At 60.8% G+C, this 18,513-nt stretch carries 16 protein-coding genes; 6 read left to right on the top strand and 10 right to left on the bottom strand.

The annotated features are described in order from the left end of the window. Positions 1-4: 4 nt before the first annotated feature. The 7 genes from algG to yaaA form a co-directional block, all read right to left on the bottom strand. Complete coding sequence (algG, locus tag OQ248_RS05620) at positions 5-1,591, bottom strand: mannuronan 5-epimerase AlgG (protein WP_265812258.1); 1,587 nt, start codon at positions 1,589-1,591, stop codon at positions 5-7. Between the two features lie 26 nt (positions 1,592-1,617). Then, on the bottom strand, positions 1,618-3,099 hold the full coding sequence (locus OQ248_RS05615) for an alginate export family protein (RefSeq protein WP_265812257.1): 1,482 nt from the start codon (positions 3,097-3,099) through the stop codon (positions 1,618-1,620). After that, complete coding sequence (algK, locus tag OQ248_RS05610) at positions 3,096-4,607, bottom strand: alginate biosynthesis TPR repeat lipoprotein AlgK (protein ID WP_279309473.1); 1,512 nt, start codon at positions 4,605-4,607, stop codon at positions 3,096-3,098. The genes OQ248_RS05615 and algK overlap by 4 nt, the downstream gene beginning before the upstream one ends. Positions 4,608-4,616: 9 nt before the next feature. Next, positions 4,617-5,786, bottom strand: a complete 1,170-nt coding sequence (locus tag OQ248_RS05605; RefSeq protein WP_119429974.1) for an alginate biosynthesis protein Alg44 — start codon at positions 5,784-5,786, stop codon at positions 4,617-4,619. A gap of 35 nt (positions 5,787-5,821) precedes the next feature. Continuing rightward, a complete protein-coding gene (alg8, locus tag OQ248_RS05600; protein ID WP_162803455.1) occupies positions 5,822-7,303 on the bottom strand; it encodes a mannuronan synthase in 1,482 nt (493 codons plus the stop codon). An 83-nt stretch (positions 7,304-7,386) separates the two neighbouring features. Next, entirely contained in the window at positions 7,387-8,703 is a 1,317-nt protein-coding gene (locus tag OQ248_RS05595) for a UDP-glucose/GDP-mannose dehydrogenase family protein (protein WP_085711697.1), read from the bottom strand. Positions 8,704-9,513: 810 nt separating this feature from the next. Beyond that, on the bottom strand, positions 9,514-10,293 hold the full coding sequence (yaaA, locus tag OQ248_RS05590) for a peroxide stress protein YaaA (protein WP_265812256.1): 780 nt from the start codon (positions 10,291-10,293) through the stop codon (positions 9,514-9,516). Positions 10,294-10,432: 139 nt separating this feature from the next. Here yaaA and OQ248_RS05585 point away from each other — a divergent pair, with 139 nt between their 5' ends. From OQ248_RS05585 to OQ248_RS05560, 6 genes are all read left to right on the top strand, one after another. Then, positions 10,433-11,557: a polysaccharide deacetylase family protein gene (locus OQ248_RS05585; protein ID WP_265812255.1), complete on the top strand. Its 1,125-nt coding sequence runs from the start codon at positions 10,433-10,435 to the stop codon at positions 11,555-11,557. 350 nt (positions 11,558-11,907) lie between these two features. Next, positions 11,908-13,302: a PhoH family protein gene (locus OQ248_RS05580; RefSeq protein WP_085711694.1), complete on the top strand. Its 1,395-nt coding sequence runs from the start codon at positions 11,908-11,910 to the stop codon at positions 13,300-13,302. A 102-nt stretch (positions 13,303-13,404) separates the two neighbouring features. After that, entirely contained in the window at positions 13,405-13,878 is a 474-nt protein-coding gene (moaC, locus tag OQ248_RS05575) for a cyclic pyranopterin monophosphate synthase MoaC (RefSeq protein ID WP_007957321.1), read from the top strand. Further along, a complete protein-coding gene (moaD, locus tag OQ248_RS05570) occupies positions 13,875-14,117 on the top strand; it encodes a molybdopterin converting factor subunit 1 (protein ID WP_265812254.1) in 243 nt (80 codons plus the stop codon). The genes moaC and moaD overlap by 4 nt, the downstream gene beginning before the upstream one ends. 3 nt (positions 14,118-14,120) lie before the next feature. Continuing rightward, positions 14,121-14,573: a molybdopterin synthase catalytic subunit MoaE gene (gene moaE / locus OQ248_RS05565; RefSeq protein ID WP_085711692.1), complete on the top strand. Its 453-nt coding sequence runs from the start codon at positions 14,121-14,123 to the stop codon at positions 14,571-14,573. Between the two features lie 181 nt (positions 14,574-14,754). Next, a complete protein-coding gene (locus OQ248_RS05560; RefSeq protein WP_265812253.1) occupies positions 14,755-15,531 on the top strand; it encodes an ABC transporter substrate-binding protein in 777 nt (258 codons plus the stop codon). Between the two features lie 133 nt (positions 15,532-15,664). On the opposite strand, the gene OQ248_RS05555 is transcribed toward OQ248_RS05560, so the two are convergent. The 3 genes from OQ248_RS05555 to OQ248_RS05545 form a co-directional block, all read right to left on the bottom strand. Continuing rightward, on the bottom strand, positions 15,665-16,306 hold the full coding sequence (locus OQ248_RS05555; protein ID WP_085711690.1) for a PAS domain-containing protein: 642 nt from the start codon (positions 16,304-16,306) through the stop codon (positions 15,665-15,667). A gap of 93 nt (positions 16,307-16,399) precedes the next feature. Next, positions 16,400-17,527 (bottom strand): FAD-binding oxidoreductase, encoded by a 1,128-nt coding sequence (locus OQ248_RS05550; protein ID WP_265812252.1) that lies wholly within the window; start codon positions 17,525-17,527, stop codon positions 16,400-16,402. A 14-nt stretch (positions 17,528-17,541) separates the two neighbouring features. After that, positions 17,542-18,486, bottom strand: coding sequence for an ornithine cyclodeaminase family protein (locus tag OQ248_RS05545; RefSeq protein ID WP_265812251.1), 945 nt, complete (start codon positions 18,484-18,486; stop codon positions 17,542-17,544). Between the last annotated feature and the right edge of the window lie 27 nt (positions 18,487-18,513).

Genomic DNA, 18,513 nt, shown 5'->3' with positions numbered 1-18,513 from the left:
ATCCTCAGTCCTGCAATTCGGTCTGGCGTTCGACAGGGTCGATCAGCACGGCTTTCTGCTGGCGCACCAGCAGGTCGAGAATTTCATCCTGACGGTCACCCAGGACGCCGTTGAAGCTGATGCCACTGGATTTGGTCGGCGCCAGCATCGACACGCGGTACAGCTCGACGCTCAGCGGCGAGTCGATGGCCATCGGGCCGCTGCCGTTGGCTGCCAGTTCGCCCCCGACCACGATCAGCGAAACCTGGGCGTCGAACGGGTCGAGCTTGATGTCGCGGTCGGTGTCGGTCAGGTCCTTGATGTGGCCGTAGACGCCGGTCAGGCCGTTGGCCATGGCGATGTTTTCGTAGAGGCGGATGTTCACGCTGTTACGAATGCGGATGCCGTGGCGCTTGTTGCTGATGACCTTGTTGCCCCACAGCAAATTGTCGGCTGACTCGTAAAGCGTGATGCCGTCGGTGTGGTTCTTGTAGATCTCGTTGTAGGCGACGATGTTGTTCACGCTGTTACGGTCGATCACCAGCCCCGAGAGGTGGTTGTCGTAGCTTTTGTTGTTGAAGATGAAGCTGTCGTTCACCTCACGGGAAATGATGATCCCGTGCTTCTTCTTCGTCCCGTGGACGGTGTTCTCGGCAATGATCAGACCGTGGGAACGGTCGTGGGGGTCGATGCCGTAGACGATGTTGTCCTTGTAGGTGTTGCCCTTGACCACGAAGTCGCGGGTCTCGTAGCAGTAGAAGCCGTACCACATGTCCGAGAACTCGGAGCCGACGATCCAGCCGGTCGGTTCGGGACGCTTGAGCACCTTGGCCATGTTCGGCGTGTACTGGGAAATACTCACGCCGTAGGACTTACTGTTGGCGTAGCCGAAACTGGCCATCTTGCTGTTGACGATGTAGGTCTCGGTGCCGCCCCAGGCCAGCAGGAACGGGCGGAATTCCTTCGGCGAACGGAACGTTGCCGGACCGTTGTCCTTCTCGCGCCAGCCGGTGACTTTGGTGTCACGCACGAACAACTGGCCGTCATTGACCAGGAACGAACCGGCCTCCTGGGACAGGCGCAATTCCTGGGTCTGGCCGTCGATTTCGAGGATGCCTTTGCGACCGACCACGATTGGCAATTTGGCCAGGTACACGCCCGGCGAGGTTTCGCTGAAGTACTGCTTGGGCAGTTTCTGCGCCAGTTCCTTGAGGTTCATGTAGCCGTCGTCGACGAAGATCGCCTGCGGGATGCCGTGCTGACGCACTACCCATTCGGCCATCTTGTTGTCGCCGCCGATGAAGTCCTTCAGGGCGTCTTCCTGCATCATCCGGCGCACGCTGATCTTGCCCGGTTTGCTGCGCACGATCTTCGCGGCAGCGGCCTCGGCGGTGAAGCCGGAGAGGTCGGGCAGTTTCGGCTTGGCCAGTTCCAGCGCCTCGGTTGGCGCGCTGCTGACGGTGTAGGTCTTGGCCTGTTGCAGCTCCTTGGCGATGGTGACCGGCTTGCCTGGTTGAGGGGCCGCCGGTTCGACCGTGGCGAAGGCGCCAGTCGAGGCCAGCAGCATTGCGCCGGCCAACAGGCTGAGCGAGCCTTTCCTTGGGTTGTTCATGTCGGGCACTCCCTTCGCGGTTTGCATCAGAAGCGCCAGATCACGTCGATGAACGCGCGGTGCATGTACGAATCGACCTGGCTGCCATAGGCGTCACCCGGCTTGAACACGCCGCCACGGAAACGCACCAGCGCCGAAGGCTCGTCGATCGACTGGCTCAACGCCGCCGGCAGCAGGCCTTGCTTGAAGTACTTGGTGACCACCAGATCCATTTCCTGGCCCAGATCCTTGTTGCCGTCCTGCAGTGGCAGCGAGGTGCTGGAGAGGATTGCGCCGGTCACGTCGTCGGTGTTGTTTTCCACAGCGTTGATGCCGTTGCTGCCCACCGGTTTGTTGCCGTCCACGCGCCAGAACTTGTGGTAGATCAGGCTGGCGTCGTACTGGTCGTTGAGCATCCAGGAACCGAACAAAGTGGAGGTCTGCATGTTGTTCATTTCGCCACGGAACGCTTCACCGAAGCGGTGTACCCGCGAGCGAGTACCGGTGTAGTTCGAGCGGTTGCTCTCAAGACCGTTCTGTTGGTAGTCGGCGCTGGCGCGGGCATAGGCTGCACCGACCTGCCATTGGGGATCGAGGCGCAGGCGCACGCCGATGTCGGTGGCCCAGCCGTTGATGTCTTCGCTGCGCTTGGCTTGCGCCGGGCGGGTACCGTCGGCGTTCAGCGGGTTGACCGTATCGCGGTCGCCGCTCATGCCGGTGATGCTGCCCCAGTAGTTGACGGTGTTGGTGTTGCGCCAGTTGTAGGCGTCGCTGTCGGCGGTCAGGCCGAGCCAGCTGATGTCGCCGTTCTGGGTTTTGTCGAGGGTGTCGCGGGGCACGCCCGGCTCGGCGTAATCGAGTTTGCCGTTATCGTGGGTGTGATGGCCGCGAATGCCGACCCAGTTGCCCGGTGTCCACTGATACGCCGCATCGGCGTAGGCGTGCAGGCGATCCTTGTCTTTCGGCGCCAGCTCTTTCAGGTCGGTGCGGTATTCGCTGAAGCGTTCGGCGACACCGGCGTTGGCGCGCAACAGAGTGGTGTCGAAGGTCCAGTTCAGCGCTTCGATGTTGGTGTCGCGCCACTGGCCGTCGTCGTTGCGCAGGCGCTGGCGACCGAACTTGAGGATCTCGCCGGGGTAGGGTGTCAGACCGCTGTAGCCGACCCAGAATTCACGCATCGCCAGGTAGTTCTTCTTGGTCTTGCGATCACCGCTGTCGGTGGTTTCGGCGCCGTCGGACTGTTGCAGGGTGTCGGTCTCGATGATGTCGGTCGAGGTCACGGCCTGGCCCATGGCGTAGGCACTCCACGCGCCGCTTTCGCCGTAGATCCATGGGCGCAGATCCAGGCCGACGCCGTTGACGTCGCCACCGGGTGCGGTGCCGAGATCACGGTCGTCTTCGGACTGGCCGGTGATTTTTACTTCGAGGCCGAAGTTCTTGGTTTCAGTGATCGCGGCCAGTGTCGGGCAAGACCAGATCAGCGCGAACGTAAGGCCAATGCCGGCCTTCACGAATGGATTCAACTTCATAATTTTTCCTCGCCGTCTTCTTCTTGCAGGGCGTGCAGTTGCAGCGTGTTCTGATTCAGGGCGCCACGGCTGGCCTGTTCCTGTTGCAACAGGCGCTGGGCTTCGGCCAGGCGCTCGGGGGGCAATTGCGCCGCGAGGGTGGTCGCCAGTTCATCGGCTTGCGGCGTGTTCTGGGCCTTGGCCAATTGGCTGAACACGTAGGCATTGAGTGGGTCAGGCTGGGTGCCCTTGCCTTGGGAAAACAGTTGGGCGATGGCGAAGTCGGCGCTGTTCTGGCCGTTGCGCGCAGCGGTCAGCAGATGGTCGAGGGCCTTCTGCGGATAGACCTTGCCCAGGTAGCCACGGCGGTAGATCTGGCCGAGGTAGTAATCGGCGGCGACTTCGCGTCCGACGGCTTTCTGGAAATGTTCCTCGGCGACTTTCGCGTCGGCCGGCACCAGTTTGCCTTCGTAATAGAGCTTGCCCAGCAACAATTCGGCGCGGGGCTGGTCGGCGGCGCGGCCGTTGTCCAGGTACTTCATCATCTGGTCGACGTCGCCCAGTTCCGGGAAGTCGTAGAGCAGTTGCGCCAGCGTCACCCACGAGGCCGGGTAGCCCGGTGCGATGGGCTCAAGCAACGACTGCGCGGTTTTTTCGTCGGTCTTGCCGAGGGTCGAATCGGCGAGCACACGGGCAACGGAGTCCACGCGCTGGGCCGTGACGCTGCCACGGCTGTAACCGGCCTGCATTTGCTTGATCAGCTCGGCTTGCCGGTCTGGCTGGGCACGTTTCTGATAGACCGTGGCCAGTTCGACGTAGCAGATGTCGGTGGTGTGCAGCGCGGCCTTGCAGATCTTTTCCACGTCATCCAGATGCTGGTCGTAGGTGCCCTGGGTGCGATACAGCAGCACCTGCGCCAGGCCGGCTTCCGGGTAACCGGATTTGCGCCACTGGTCGATCTGTTGCTGGGCGTTGATGTTCGGGAAGCTGTGCGGGTATTGCAGGTAGAGCATCGCCAGCGGGATCAACGTATTGCCTTCGCCGTTGGCAGCGGCCTTCTTCAGCAGGGTTTCGGCTTCGTGATGCTCGGCTTCGGTGGAGCCGGGCTTGGCTACCAGCAAGCGACCGAGTCGGGCCTGGGCACGCGGCGACACATCGGCCGCTGCGCGATAGGTCGCCTCGGCCTGTTTGATCTGCGCAGGGTCGCGGCTGTCGACCTGGATGTCGGCCAGACCCACCTGAGCTTCGCTGTAACCCAGGTCGGCCAGCGCACGGTAGTTCTGCGCGGCGGTCGCAGTGTCGCCGCGCTTCAGCGCTTCGTTGGCCAGACGCTGGTCGGGCAGGCCGGCGCAACCGGCCAGACTCACTGCCAGCGCCAAAGAGCACACCACCAATCCCATGTGGGAGCCAGCCTGCTGGCGATGCGGGCAACTCGGTACATCAGACAAACCGCGTAGATCCCATCGCGAGCAGGCTCGCTCCCACAGGGTTTGCGGAGTTTTCAGAGTAGGTGGAATGGTCACAGGCATGTCCTCGACTTAAAGACCGGCAGCCATGGCTTTGTCGATCAGCCAGTTCAGGTTCGGGCCACGGTCGCTGTTAACTTCCACCGGGCGGCCGGCGAAGGTGCTGTCCAGCGGCTCGTCCGGCTGGATCTGCACGCGGATGTCGGAGGACAGGTCGGCGCTCTTCAGGCTGGTGCTGCTGATGATCTTGCCGGTGCGGGTCTTGTCTTCGCCGGCGATCTGGAAGCTCACCGGAGTACCCGGACGCACGTCGCCGAACTGGCGATAGGAGAAGCGTGCATCGACGGTGGCCTGGGTGTTGCGTGGTACCAGGGTGAAAATCACGTCGCCCTTGCTCGCGTACTGACCGTCAGCCACCAGTTGCTGGGCGACGGTGCAATCGCACGGCGAAGTCAGGGTGCCGGTCATCTGCTTGCCGAACAGTTCTTCAACCTTGGCCGGTTGCAGCTGATCTTCATCCAGATGGCCCTTGAGCACGTCGAGCATGCTGGTGCTGAACGTTGCCAGCGGTGCGCCCTTGGCGGCAACGCCGTCGGACTTCACCAGGCTCTGCACGGTGCCGTCGCGGGGCATGGTGATGTTCATGCCCGGCACGCTGACCAGACCGGCCTGGGCGTGGCTGACGAAGTACATGCTGTACACCGATTTGAAAACGAAACCCGCCGCCACGAGGCCGATCGCGAAGATACCGGCGCTGAAGGTCACCGCTTTCAGACGCCCGAACGGGGTCATGCCGTGGCCGCTGTCCTTGGTTTTGCGTGCCTTGGTGAAGTTGTCGCGCTGCAGGGTCGCCAGCACTTCGCCAATGCTGACGATGTCGCCGGCCAGATGCGAAGTGATCAGGTGGCGCAGGGTGGAAATGTCCTGCGGTTCAAGGTTCTGGAACTGGCAACCGGCGCGGCCGGTCTGGCGGTCGTAGGAGCGCACTTGCAGTTCAACGTCCATGGCGATGCCGAGGTTGTCGATGACGAATTGCAGGCGCGCCTTGTACACCTGGCCGACGGTCAGCGGCAGTTGCCCGGCGTTGAATGCCAGACCACCGGCGGACAGGTCGATGACCCGCGCTTCGACCGGTGTGCGGTCAGGGCCGAAGAACCGCAGCTTGGCCGGGATTTTCACCCGGGCGTGCTGGCGCTGGGCTTCGGATTCATGCACTACGTTGACGTTGACGGCGGTATTCATGGGGGCGATTTCCTTGTTAATTCAAGAGGGGCAGGTCAGACCATCATCAGCAGCACGGCGACGAAAATGCTGCCGGCGGAGAAGGTCATGGTCCGAGACGACCAGGTGTTGAACCAACGTTGAAAGCTGGCGAGATCACGGGTCAGGGAAGTGGGCTGGCGAGTCCAGGATTGCTGGTCGAGGCGGAAGAACACGTAGATCTTCACCAGCGCACCGACGATCTGGTTGTAATAGAGAATCACCGGGTAGGCCGGGCCGATGCGGTGACCGGAGCACGACAGCAGCAGCGTCAGAATCAGGCGGGTGATGCCGATCCACAGCAGGTACGCGAGGATGAACGCGCCGCCGTACTTGAAGCTGGCGATGATCGCCACGGTCAGGCCCAGCAGCGAGGTCCACATCGATACGCGCTGGTCGAACAGCACCACCGAGGTGAAGGCGCCGAGGCGTTTCACACCCAGGCCCAGGGCTCGCGAGTTCTGCCGCAGGTTGTTGCCGTACCAGCGGAACATCAGTTTGCGGCTGGCCTTGATGAAGCTTTTTTCCGGCGGGTGCTCAACGGTGTTGATCGCGGCGTCCGGCACGTAGAAGGTGTCGTAGCCCAGGCGCATCAGGCTGAACCAGCTCGACTTGTCGTCGCCGGTCAGGAACTTGAAGCGGCCAAGACGCCAGTGTTGCAGCGAGTCGCTTTCGACGTCGGCGATGAAGTCCGGGTTGGTCACTACGGAGGCACGAAACACCGACATCCGGCCGGTCATGGTCAGCACGCGCTTGGACAGGGCCATCGAACACATGTTGATGTGGCGCTGGGCGAAACGCAGCTTGTGCCACTCGCTCATGATGTAGCCGCCGCGCACTTCGCAGAATTCGTTGGTGGTCAGGCCGCCGACATTGCCGAACATCTGGAACCACGGCACGGTCTTGCGCACCACGCCTTCGGCGAGCACGGTGTCGCCGTCGATCACGGCCACCACGGCGCGGTCATCCGGCAGGTGGCGGGAGATCGCACGGAAGCCGTAGGCCAGGCCATCGCGTTTGCCAGTGCCGGGAATGCGCACGAAGTCGAGCTTGACCCGGTCCGGCGGATTCATCCGCGCCCACAGTGCCTTGACCAGCAGTTCATCGGACATTTCGACGATGGAGCAGACCACGGTGGTCGGCAGTTCGCAGTCAATGGCTTCGCGGATCACCGAGCTGTAGACCTGCGCGGTGGTCAACGCGTCGATGCGGAAACTGGTGACCATCAGAAACACATGGGACGGGTCTGCCGCCTTGCCCAGCTTGCGAACCTTGCGGCGCAGGTGCGGGTAGACGATGTAGAGAAAAATCATGCCGCGCACAAAGTGCGTGGCACCCATCGAGTAGCGCCAGATACCCACGGCGCCAATCAGGAAAATGAAGTCCTTCGACTCGGAGTCGAACGTGGACTCGGGCAGCATCAGGGCCAGGCCCATCAGCAGGCTCAGAAACAAAAGCCAGCCGGCGGATTGCAGAAAAAAATGTTTGAGCTTGGACATGACCGTCATCCGAAGGTGATGGGGGCTTCAGGCCGCCCGCCGATTCACGGCGGGCGGCTTGAAGCTCGAGGCTTGCTGCTGCGTTACCAGCAGATCCCTTCGGTGCGGGTGCCGGCATCGGTGGCCTTGGCCATGAAACCGACCAGGTCGATGACCTGTTTGCCGTGCGGTGCCTGTTGAGCCAGGGAGCGGAACTTCTCGTCGCGGTTGCCGAGGATGATCACGTCGGAGTTGTCGATCACCGAGTCGAAGTCCGCATTGAGCAGGGACGACACGTGGGGGATTTTCGACTCGATGTAATCCTTGTTCGCGCCGTGGACACGGGCGTACTGGACGTTGCTGTCGTAGATGCTCAGGTCGTAACCCTTGCCGATCAGCATCTCGGCCAGTTCCACCAGCGGGCTTTCGCGCAGGTCGTCGGTGCCGGCCTTGAAGCTCAGGCCGAGGAGGGCGACTTTGCGCTTGTCGTGGCTCTCAACGATGTCGAAGGCGTTCTGCACTTGCGATTCGTTGCTGCGCATCAGCGAGTTGAGCAGCGGCGCTTCCACGTCCAGGGAGCCGGCGCGGTAGGTCAGGGCGCGTACGTCCTTTGGCAGGCACGAGCCGCCGAAGGCGAAGCCCGGACGCATGTAGTACTGGGACAGGTTGAGGGTCTTGTCCTGGCAGACCACGTCCATCACTTCACGGCCATCGACGCCCACCGCTTTGGCGATGTTGCCGATCTCGTTGGCGAAGGTCACTTTGGTCGCGTGCCAGACGTTGCAGGTGTACTTGATCATCTCTGCGACGGCGATGTCCTTGCGGATGATCGGTGCGTCGAGTTCTTCGTACAGCGATTGCAGAACGTCGCCCGAGGCCTTGTCGAACTCGCCGATGACGGTCATCGGTGGCAGGTCGTAGTCGGCGATCGCGGTGGACTCACGCAGGAACTCAGGGTTGACCGCCACGCCGAAATCGACGCCGGCTTTCTTGCCGGAGCAGTCTTCGAGAATCGGGATCACCACGTTGGCCACGGTGCCCGGCAGTACGGTGCTGCGCACCACGATGGTGTGGCGGGTGGATTTTTCACGCAGGACAAAACCGATCTCGCGGCACACCGCTTCGATGTAGTTCAGTTCCAGGTCGCCGTTCTTCTTGCTCGGCGTGCCGACGCAGATCATCGACAGGTCGGTGTCGCGAATCGCTTCGGCGAAGTTGGTCGTACCGCGCAGACGACCGGTCTCGATCCCTTGCGCCAGCAACTCGCCCAGGCCCGGTTCGACAATGGGGGATTTGCCAGCGTTGATCATGTCGATCTTGTCTTTGGCAACATCGACGCCAACCACGTCATGGCCCCGTGCAGACAGGCAACCGGCACAGACTGCACCGACGTAACCCAAACCAAATATGCTGATGCGCATCGCAATTACCTCTGTATATATCAGGCCGTTAGAGGGCCGGAGTTAATGGTGTTCAGCGGTCTTAGTGCACTCGAAAGTGTGACTTGCAGGCGTCACAATGCCGTGTGCAGGCATACTAAGTTTCGAGTGTCTAAATAAGTGCACTCAAGATGTGCGCAACCAGGCCTTATTGTTGTGACATGCCCTGTTATGCAGCGGATCCTCTGGCAAGAGGACTCTTGTGCAATCTCGTATTGCGCGCCCGATGTCAGGCGCAGGCCTGTAGATCGGGCGGTTGGGTGCTCAGGCGAGCACGTTTATAGGGGCGCGGCCTTGGCCTTGTAGGGGATATTGATGGTGCGTATCTCCTGTCCTTCGCTAGTTGTCCAGAGTTGTTATCCATTCAGGCAAGTTGCTGTGACAACTTGGTTACATGGTTTTGATCTCTGCGTAAGTTATCTCGTACATATTCGGCGAGAATCGTTACCGGTGGTATGAGCTATGCATTTGGACATAGTTCCTGTCCGCTCATCGCGAAATCTGAAATTTTTTGAAATATTGAGAAAGATGGCACTGCTCTCATATTGATAGCACTTTCCATTTCGCCCTTTATTAATAGGCAGATAATCGCGTTAGATGGTTTTGTGCCACTACCCGGAAAAAATTTGGGTGCCACTACTGAAAAAAATGACAACTGTCGAGTGAAAGAAAAGATAGAAATGGGGGTGATGTTTTTATGGCGCCAGGAAATCGGCGAAAAGACGAGAGGTTTTTTTGACGTCGTGCGAGGTGCACGACTCTTTATATAAAGAGTCGTGCAATGGGCATGCTTTATTCGGGTGCGTGATCGCGCAGAAACACCAGATTGTCCGGTTTTGATTGCTCGGCGCTAAAGCGATAGCCCTGCACATCGAACTGTTTGAGGGCCGCCGGATCGTTGATGCGTTCCTGGATCACGAAGCGGCTCATCAGGCCTCGAGCCTTTTTGGCGTAGAAGCTGATGATCTTGTACTGGCCGTTCTTCAGGTCCTTGAACTCGGTGTTGATGATCCGCGCGTTCAGGGCCGTGCGCTTGACCGCCGAGAAGTACTCGTTGGAGGCCAGGTTCAGCAGCACGCCATCGCCCTGATCGGCCAGCGCTTCGTTTAGCCATTCACTGATGCGCGTGCCCCAGAACGCGTACAAGTCCTTGCCCCGGGCGTTGGCCAGTTTGGTGCCCATTTCCAGGCGATACGGCTGCATCAGGTCGAGCGGGCGCAGCAGGCCGTAAAGGCCGGAGAGCATGCGCAGGTGCTGTTGCGCGTAATCGAAATCGGCTTCGCTGAAGCTCTGGGCGTCGAGCCCGGTGTAGACGTCACCCTTGAAGGCCAGCAGTGCCTGCTTGGCGTTGGCCGGGGTGAACGCCGGTGTCCAGCTTCCAAAGCGTGCAGCATTGAGACCGCCGATCTTGTCGGAAACGTGCATCAGTTCGCTGATCTGGGCAGGCGTCAGTTCGCGCAACTGCTGGATCAGCTCCTGGGAATGGTCGAGGTATTGCGGCTGGGTGAAGCGCTGGATCGCCGGCGGTGTTTCGTAATCGAGGGTCTTGGCGGGGGAAATCACCATCAGCATGAAGTCGTCTCCTTTAATCGTGGGGGCGATTCTAGGGGGTTGGGACGGATGACTCCAGCTATCAGGTCCATAGGTGATCGGCGGTTCGCCAGCCGGATCGGCTATAGTGCCGCGCGGGTTTTGTTATGGAGACACCCCTTTGCGCATTGTTCTTTTATTCACCGTGTGGCTGTTGAGCTTCGGAGCCGTTGCGGCGCCGGGCGATATTGCCACGCTCGATCGCAGCACCTGGCCGGAGAAGCTCGACAACCCGACCCTGTTCGACGTCGCTTCCCGGGCGGAAGTCTTGATGTTCGCCCGGGGCCTGCTGGGCAGTGAAGCACTGGATGAGGCCGCGCTGGCCCAGCGTCTGGGGCTGCGCACGGTCAATCTGGAGGCGATCAACAGCCTGCGCGAGCGTCTGTGGCAGCGCTTGCTGACCAGCTACAACTACGCCCAGCAGAGCTGCGATCAGGACGCTTCCTTCTGCTTCCTCGTCGAAGACCTGCCGACCCTGCGCGAGCAGGCGGCCAAGTTCGTGGTCAGCGAGGAAAGCTATTACACCAAGTGGGCCGAACCGAGCCGGATCTTCCATCAGCAGTATCTGGATGAACTGCTGCGCAAGGCGGCGCTGTCGCCGCAGACCATCAGTGAAGTCGATCATTTCGGTGACTACGAGCGCAACGGCGACGACATGCATGACCGCTTGTTCCTGTTGAGTTTCGACAGCGCCGCCAACCTGCAGCCGGACAACACCGACTGGATCGCCGACTACCTGCGCAAATCCAGTCTGAGCGGCACCTTCTTTTTGCTGGGCAAGGATGTGCAGGCGCGGCTGGCGGATCGCTCGGTGAACAACCTGCAGGCGGAATTCTCGAAACTCTGCGTGGGCGTGCAGGGCTGGGAATTCCGCTCCCACAGCCACTGGCAGGACTGGCAGGACTCGGTGCGCCGCAGCAGCGATCTGGTGAAGAGCAAGCTGCCGGAAAACTACGTGCCGCTGTTCCGTCCACCGGAGGGGCAGCGCCGCAGTGATGCCGGCAGTTTTTTGCGCAATCAGGGCCTGCAAGTGGCGCTGTGGGACATCGATGCCCAGGACGGCGCCGGCAAACTCAAGGGTAATCCGAGCGCACAGCGGGTGCTGACCCTGATGCTGTTGTGGCGACACGGAGTGATCAATTTCAACATGAAACAGGATGCGGTGAAGACCGCGTTGCCGTGGCTGATCACGCAGACCGCGCAAAGCGGCATCGGCTGGGAAGACTGTCAGGACGCTTTTCGCTGACAAACGGCAAGAGCCCGGAAACATTGGGCTTGGGGTAATTTTTTTGCAGGATTCGATGCAGGCGGACTTCCGACTCTAACGGGGGCGCGGCGGTCCGCCAAGGGCTTTTCGTCACTTTGCAAAATAAACTTCAAAAAAGCGTCAAAGTGCTTTTTTCTGTCACGGGTTTTGGAGTATTACGAAGTCAGACCGCCGAAACCTGCAACACAGGTGGCGTCTTCCAAGACCCATTTTGTGTGCAATTCACCTGCTATTCCGAACAAAAGCTTCGCAGGTGGATTCGGCAGTCACTTCGAGGCGCAGCACCGCCCAGGTATTGCGTCGAATGGCTCCCACAAAGGTGACCGAGTATGGATGATCACGGACGTAGCCCTTCCTCCAACCAGCCAATCCTTTATGTACTCGATACCAACGTACTGATTCACGATCCAAACGCCCTGCTGAATTTCGAAGAACACCACGTTGCGATCCCGATGACCGTGCTTGAAGAGCTGGACAAGCTCAAGAGCGGGCATCACAGCGTGGCCGCCGAATGCCGCCAGGCGATCCGGCTGATCGACAAGACGTTGGGCGATGCCTCGCCCGAAGACGTCGAGCAAGGGGTGCCGATCCAGCGCGGAAAGGGCGGGCCTAAAGGGTTGCTGTCAATTCTGATGAGCAAACAGGCAGAGTCGAACCTGATTCTGCCCGAGCACCTGAACGACAACAAAATCATCAACCAGTTGATCGATCTGCACACCCGCGATCCGAAGAAACCTGTGGTGCTGGTCACCAAAGACATCAACATGCGCCTCAAGGCCCGGGCCTGCGGGATCGACGCCGAGGACTACAGCACCGACCAGTTGGTCGATGACGTGTCCCTGCTGCCCAACGGCTACCACAACATGACCGGCTCCTTCTGGGACCGCGTGAGCAAGGTCGAAACCCGTCAGGACCATGGCCGCACCTGGCACCAGGTGCAACTGATCGACAACCTGCCGGCCGTGCACATCAACGAGTTCATCATCGATGAGCAGGGCTTCGTCGGCTGGATCAAGGAGATTGAAGAGGACCGTCTGCTGATCCTCGATCTGCACCAGGAACCACTGTTGCATCAGGAAGCCTGGGGCCTCAAGCCACGTGATATCTATCAGAGCCTGGCGCTGTACGCTTTGCTCGACCCGGACATTCACCTGGTCAACCTGTCCGGCGCCGCCGGTTCCGGCAAGACCATCCTGGCGCTGGCCGCTGCGATCGAGCAGACCATGGTCAGCAAGCGCTATCGCCGCATCATTGCCACCCGCAGCGTGCAGGGCCTGGATCAGGAAATCGGCTTCCTGCCCGGCACCGAGGCGGAAAAAATGGAGCCTTGGCTCGGCGCCATTACCGACAACCTCGAAGCCTTGCACATGGATGACGAAAACACCCATGGCAGCGTCGACTACATCCTCAGCAAAGTGCCGTTGCAGTTCAAATCGCTCAACTACATTCGCGGTCGCAGCTTCCAGCAGAGCCTGATCCTGATCGACGAATGCCAGAACCTCACGCCGCACCAGATGAAAACCATCATCACCCGGGCCGGCGCCGGTTCCAAAGTGGTGTGCCTGGGCAACCTGGCACAGATCGATACCCCTTACCTGTCCGCGACCAGTTCCGGGCTGACCTACCTGACCGAACGTTTCAAGGATTTCCCCAACGGTGTGCACATCACCCTGCAAGGGGTGCCTCGCTCGATTCTGGCCGAATACGCCGAATCCCATCTGTAACCCGCCAAATGGAACCGGGCGACTGCAAAGTCGCCCGGTTTTTTGTGTGCGCAATTCTGACCCTCGGGTTTACAATCGGCGCTCCTGATCAGGAGTAACCCCGTGCTGACTCATCTCGATTCCCAAGGTCGCGCCAACATGGTCGACGTCACCGAAAAAGCCGTGACGTTCCGCGAGGCGACGGCCCAAGCGCTGGTGCGCATGCTGCCCGACACCCTGCAGATGATCGTCAGCGGCGGCCATCCCAAGGGCGACGTGTTCGCCGTGGCGCGCATCGCCGGCATTCAGGCGGCGAAGAAAACCAGTGACCTGATTCCCCTGTGCCATCCGCTGATGCTCACCGGCGTCAAGGTCGAACTCAGCGCTGAAGGCGACGACGCCGTGCGCATCGTGGCCCGTTGCAAACTGTCCGGGCAGACCGGCGTCGAGATGGAAGCGCTGACCGCCGCCAGCGTCGCCGCGCTGACGATCTATGACATGTGCAAGGCCGTGGATCGCGGCATGACCATCGAAAGTGTACGTCTGCTGGAGAAGGTCGGCGGCAAGAGCGGGCATTTCCAGGCGGAGCAGCCATGAACCTGACCGTGAAGTTTTTTGCCCGTTACCGCGAGGCGATGGGCGTGGATTCGGTGAAGGTCGAGGGCGATTTCGCCACGGTGGAAGACGTACGTGCATTGCTCGCCAAGCGTGACGGCGCCGAGGTGCTGAGCGAACAGAACCTGATGTGCGCGCGCAACGAAGACCTGTGCCAGCTCGACGAGCCGGTGGTCGATGGCGACGAAGTGGCGTTTTTCCCCACCGTGACCGGAGGCTGAGACATGGCGATTCGTGTGCAGTCCACCGCGTTCGATCCCGGCGCTGAAGTCAACGCGATGCACGCGGCCAATGTCGGCGTCGGCGCGGTGGTGAGTTTTGTCGGTTACGTGCGCGACTTCAACGATGGGCTCGATGTTGCCGGGATGTTCCTCGAGCACTATCCGGGCATGACCGAAAAGGCTCTGGGCAAGATCGCCGTCGAGGCCGAACAGCGCTGGCCGCTGTTGAAGCTGGAAGTGCTGCACCGCATCGGCGCGCTGGAGCCGGGCGAGCCGATCGTGTTTGTCGGAGCCGCCAGCGCCCATCGTCAGGCGGCATTCGACGCCTGCGCCTTTGTCATGGATTACCTGAAAACCCGTGCACCGTTCTGGAAGAAAGAAAACACCAGCGACGGCCCGCGCTGGGTCGAAGGTCGTGACAGCGATCATGCGGCGGCGGATCGCTGGAAGCAGTAACGCCTCTCCCCAATCAATCTCCCCTCGACTCCCGACCATCGGCTGACGCCGATGGCGTTTGTCCAATTGACGGTTTGTACGTAAAAGTCCAGTATGGATTTACAAGTACAAATAAAGCGTTTCCCGTTTCAGCTCTTTCTTCTGTCTTGCCAAACCAACAACAACCCGCGAGAGAACGAACATGAAGAAACTCCCCCTCATCACCGGTCTGGCGCTGAGCCTGTTGGCGTGCAGCAGCGTGTTTGCCGCCGAGAAAACCCTGCGCATCGGTATCGAAGCGGCGTATCCGCCCTTCGCCTCAAAGACTGACCAGGGTGAAATCGTCGGTTTCGACTACGACATCGGCAATGCCCTGTGCGCGCAGATGCAAGTCAAGTGCGTGTGGGTCGAGGGCGAGTTCGACGGTCTGATTCCTTCCCTGAAAGTGAAGAAAATCGACATGGCGCTGTCGTCCATGACCATCAACGAGGATCGCAAGAAGTCCGTGGACTTCACCCACAAGTACTATTTCACCTCGTCGCGGCTGGTGATGAAGGAAGGCGCGACCGTCGATGACCAGTACGCCAGCCTCAAGGGCAAGACCGTCGGCGTGCAGCGTGCGACCACCACCGACCGTTATGCCACCGAGGTGTTCGAGCCCAAAGGCATCAACGTCAAGCGCTATAGCAACAACGAAGAAATCTACATGGACCTGGCGGCCGGTCGTCTCGACGCGATTTTTGCCGACACCATTCCGCTGACCGACTTCCTGTCGATGCCACGCGGCAAGGGTTACGCCTTTGTCGGGCCGGAACTGAAGGATCCGAAATACGTGGGCGAGGGCGCCGGGATCGCGGTGCGCAAGGGCAACACCGAACTGGTCAGCCAGCTGAATACCGCCATCGACGGCATTCGCGCCAGTGGCGAGTATCAGAAGATTTCCGAGAAGTACTTCAAGTCGGACATCTACGGCGACTGATAGTCCGCCATCGCCAGCAGGCTGGCTCCCACAAGGGGTCTGTACCGAACATATATATTGTGTTCACAGACATCCAATGTGGGAGCCAGCCTGCTGGCGATGGGGCCAGACCAGCCAATAGAGCCGCCAGATCTCAGCCCTTCAATTCCTTCAAATGCTTGTACACCGTCGCCCGCCCCATGTTCAGCACATTGGCCACATAGTTCGAGGCGCTCTTGCCCTTGAACGCTCCCTCGGCGTGCAGTGCCAGCACCAGTTCGCGTTTGTGATCGCGGGTCAGCAGGTTCAGGCTCAGTTGCCGTTCGCGCAGCCAGGCGTGCAGGAAAGTGTTGATCCGCTCCTGCCAGTCATCGCGAAACAGCGAGTCCGGTTGCGGGATCAGTTTGCTCGGCGAGAGGAACAGGTCCAGCGCAGCCTTGGCGTTCTCGAACAGTGAAATATTCAGGTTGATGCACAGCACCGCCAGCGGACGCCCTTCGCTGTCGCGCAGCACGGTGCTCAGGCTGCGAATCTTCTGGCCGTCCCAGTTGAGCTTTTCGTACGGACCGATGTTCCGTTCGCTGACGTCGTCGCTGAGCATGTCTTCCAGCGACGATTCATCACCGATCACCCGTTTCGACAGGTTGTTGGCGATGTAGTCGACCTTCTGCGTGCGCAGGTCATGCAGCACCACTTCGGCGTGGGGAAAGAACAGCGTGGCGATGGCATCGGCGATGGCGTGGTAGTTATCCAGCGCGGCGTCATTCGGCTCGGGCGTTTGTTCGGGGGCGGTCATAGCTGTGGAGCTCCAGGCAACGTCAACGCCCCCGTGGTCCGGGGGCGTTGCGAGTGTGCCGCAATCCGTTGGGCGAGTCATCCGGGTGGGCGGTCAGGACAGGCGGGCAGGGGAAAGCATGGCGGCGTTCAGGCCGAACTGCTTGAGGTGTTCGGGCAGCGACTCACCGCGCACCAGCGCTGCGCTGGCCATGCCCATGGCCGGCGAGGTCTGGATGCCGTAGCCGCCCTGGGCCGCAACCCAGAACAGCCCCGGCACCTGCGGATCGAACCCGGACAGCAAGTCGCCATCGGCGACGAAACTGCGCAGGCCGGCCCAGGTGCGGGTCGGGCGGCGGATGGTCAGGGTCGTCGCTTCTTCGATCTGATAGATGCCCATGGCGATGTCCAGTTCTTCGGGCTGCACATCGTGCGGTTCGACCGGGTCGGCATTGGCCGGTGAGCCGAGGAACATCCCGGCGTCGGGCTTCATGTAGAAGGATTCGTCGAGACTGACCAGCATCGGCCAGTGATGAATGTCCACGCCTTCGGGGCCGGCGAAGATGAACGCGGCGCGGCGTTTCGGTTGCAGGCCCAGCGGCCGCGCACCGGCGAGGGCTCCGATCTTGTCGGCCCAGGCTCCTGCCGCGTTGATCACGATGGGCGCGCTGAACGTCTGGCCGTTGGTCTGCACTTGCCAGATGCCGTCGGCATCACGGTTCAGCCCGAGCACTTCGCAATCGGTCAGGACTTGCCCGTTGTTGCGGCGAATGCCGCGCAGATAGCCTTGGTGCAGCGCATCGGTGTCGATGTCGCTGGCGGTCGGGTCGTAGATCGCGCCGTGGACTTTTTCCCGACGCAGAATCGGCAATCGCGCGCAGGCTTCCTCGGCGCTGAGCAGTTGCATCTCGGGCACCGTGGCTTTGGCGCTGAGGTATTGATTGTTCAGTTCGGCGGCGTCACCGGTGAAATCCACGGTCATCTCGCCACGCGGGGTCAGCAGCGGATGTTCGCAGAAGCCACTGGGCGGGTGATCGAAAAACGCCCGGCTGGCCTGGGTCAGCGCCCGAACCTGCGGGGTGCCATAAGCGGCGGTGAACAGCGCGGCCGAACGTCCGGTGGAGTGATAGGCCGGGTGCGATTCACGTTCCAGCACCACGACCTTGCCGTGCTGCGACAGCCAGAAACCGGTGGACGCGCCGGCAATTCCGCCGCCGATGATGATGAAATCTGCATGACTCATGAAAATCTCCGGTGTCAGCGCTGCAATTGATAGACGGCGTTGGCCAGGGCGATGTCTTCCAGGCCCAGGCCGATGGAGCGGAAGAACACGTGACGGTTGTAATCCGGACGCTGCACTTTTTCGCTGAGCAGGTCCGCGAGGTCACCGATGATCGCGTGGTTGTCCCAGCCATGCTGCTCGCTGGCGATCAGCATCTCGCCGGCCGAACCCGGCGTGGTCAGACGATAGTCGCAGAACACTTGCATGTCGTTGAGGCTCTGCGGCGGTACTTCGTGGGCGCGCGGTGCATTGGTGCTGATCGAGGTGATCAGCGCCGGTTTGCTCAGGGTTGCCGGGTCGATCACGGGGCCGGCGGACGAGGTGCAGAGCATGATCACGTCGGCGTCGGCAATGGCGGTTTCGCGGCTGTCGGTGATTTGCACGCGCGGATCAAGGGCTTGCAGCAGGCTGGCGGTTGCCCCGTCTTCGCTCAAGGAGGGCGAGTACACGTTGATGCTCTGCCAGTCGCGCAGATTCCTGGCGTAATGCAGGTGTGCCTGGGCGACCTTGCCGCTGCCGATAATTGCCAGGCGTTTTGCGTTCGAAGGGGCCAGGGCATCGACCGCAACAGCTGTGGTTGCCGCAGTGCGGGCGGTGGTCAACTCGCCGGCATCGCAGAGCAGTAGCGGCTGGCCGGTCTGCATCGACATCAGCAGCGTCCACGCCGTCACCAACGGGCCTTGCTCGCGAACGATGTAGGGCGAAGTCTTGACCCCGTACACGCCGTCTTCGGCCAGTACGCCCAGATAGTTGATGAAGTCTCCGGCGCCCTGGGGAAATTCCACCAGTTGCTGCGCCGGTTGCACCGCATGCCCGGCCGCCAGATCGCGGAACAGCTTGCGCAGGATCTGCGGCACATCGATCCGGGCCAGAAGCTCACGGGCCTGGGTTTGATCAATCACGTACGGCGTACTGGACATGTCGGACTCCGGAGACTGTTTCTAAAC

Origin of the sequence: Pseudomonas sp. COW5 (genome assembly GCF_026240005.1) — a bacterium.
Lineage (GTDB): Bacteria > Pseudomonadota > Gammaproteobacteria > Pseudomonadales > Pseudomonadaceae > Aquipseudomonas > Aquipseudomonas kribbensis.
Note: the sequence above shows the minus strand (reverse complement) of the source record. Positions and strands in the feature narration are given on the sequence as shown.

What these genes read in the sequence shown, in the direction of transcription:
- OQ248_RS05580 (WP_085711694.1), top strand. Translation starts at nt 11,908, where the DNA reads ATGGATGATCACGGACGTAGCCCTTCCTCCAACCAGCCAATCCTTTAT.
- OQ248_RS05560 (WP_265812253.1), top strand. Translation starts at nt 14,755, where the DNA reads ATGAAGAAACTCCCCCTCATCACCGGTCTGGCGCTGAGCCTGTTGGCG.
- alg8 (WP_162803455.1), bottom strand. Translation starts at nt 7,303, where the DNA reads ATGTCCAAGCTCAAACATTTTTTTCTGCAATCCGCCGGCTGGCTTTTG.
- OQ248_RS05615 (WP_265812257.1), bottom strand. Translation starts at nt 3,099, where the DNA reads ATGAAGTTGAATCCATTCGTGAAGGCCGGCATTGGCCTTACGTTCGCG.
- moaE (WP_085711692.1), top strand. Translation starts at nt 14,121, where the DNA reads ATGGCGATTCGTGTGCAGTCCACCGCGTTCGATCCCGGCGCTGAAGTC.
- OQ248_RS05595 (WP_085711697.1), bottom strand. Translation starts at nt 8,703, where the DNA reads ATGCGCATCAGCATATTTGGTTTGGGTTACGTCGGTGCAGTCTGTGCC.
- OQ248_RS05550 (WP_265812252.1), bottom strand. Translation starts at nt 17,527, where the DNA reads ATGAGTCATGCAGATTTCATCATCATCGGCGGCGGAATTGCCGGCGCG.
- moaD (WP_265812254.1), top strand. Translation starts at nt 13,875, where the DNA reads ATGAACCTGACCGTGAAGTTTTTTGCCCGTTACCGCGAGGCGATGGGC.
- OQ248_RS05545 (WP_265812251.1), bottom strand. Translation starts at nt 18,486, where the DNA reads ATGTCCAGTACGCCGTACGTGATTGATCAAACCCAGGCCCGTGAGCTT.
- algG (WP_265812258.1), bottom strand. Translation starts at nt 1,591, where the DNA reads ATGAACAACCCAAGGAAAGGCTCGCTCAGCCTGTTGGCCGGCGCAATG.
- algK (WP_279309473.1), bottom strand. Translation starts at nt 4,607, where the DNA reads ATGCCTGTGACCATTCCACCTACTCTGAAAACTCCGCAAACCCTGTGG.
- OQ248_RS05555 (WP_085711690.1), bottom strand. Translation starts at nt 16,306, where the DNA reads ATGACCGCCCCCGAACAAACGCCCGAGCCGAATGACGCCGCGCTGGAT.
- yaaA (WP_265812256.1), bottom strand. Translation starts at nt 10,293, where the DNA reads ATGCTGATGGTGATTTCCCCCGCCAAGACCCTCGATTACGAAACACCG.
- OQ248_RS05605 (WP_119429974.1), bottom strand. Translation starts at nt 5,786, where the DNA reads ATGAATACCGCCGTCAACGTCAACGTAGTGCATGAATCCGAAGCCCAG.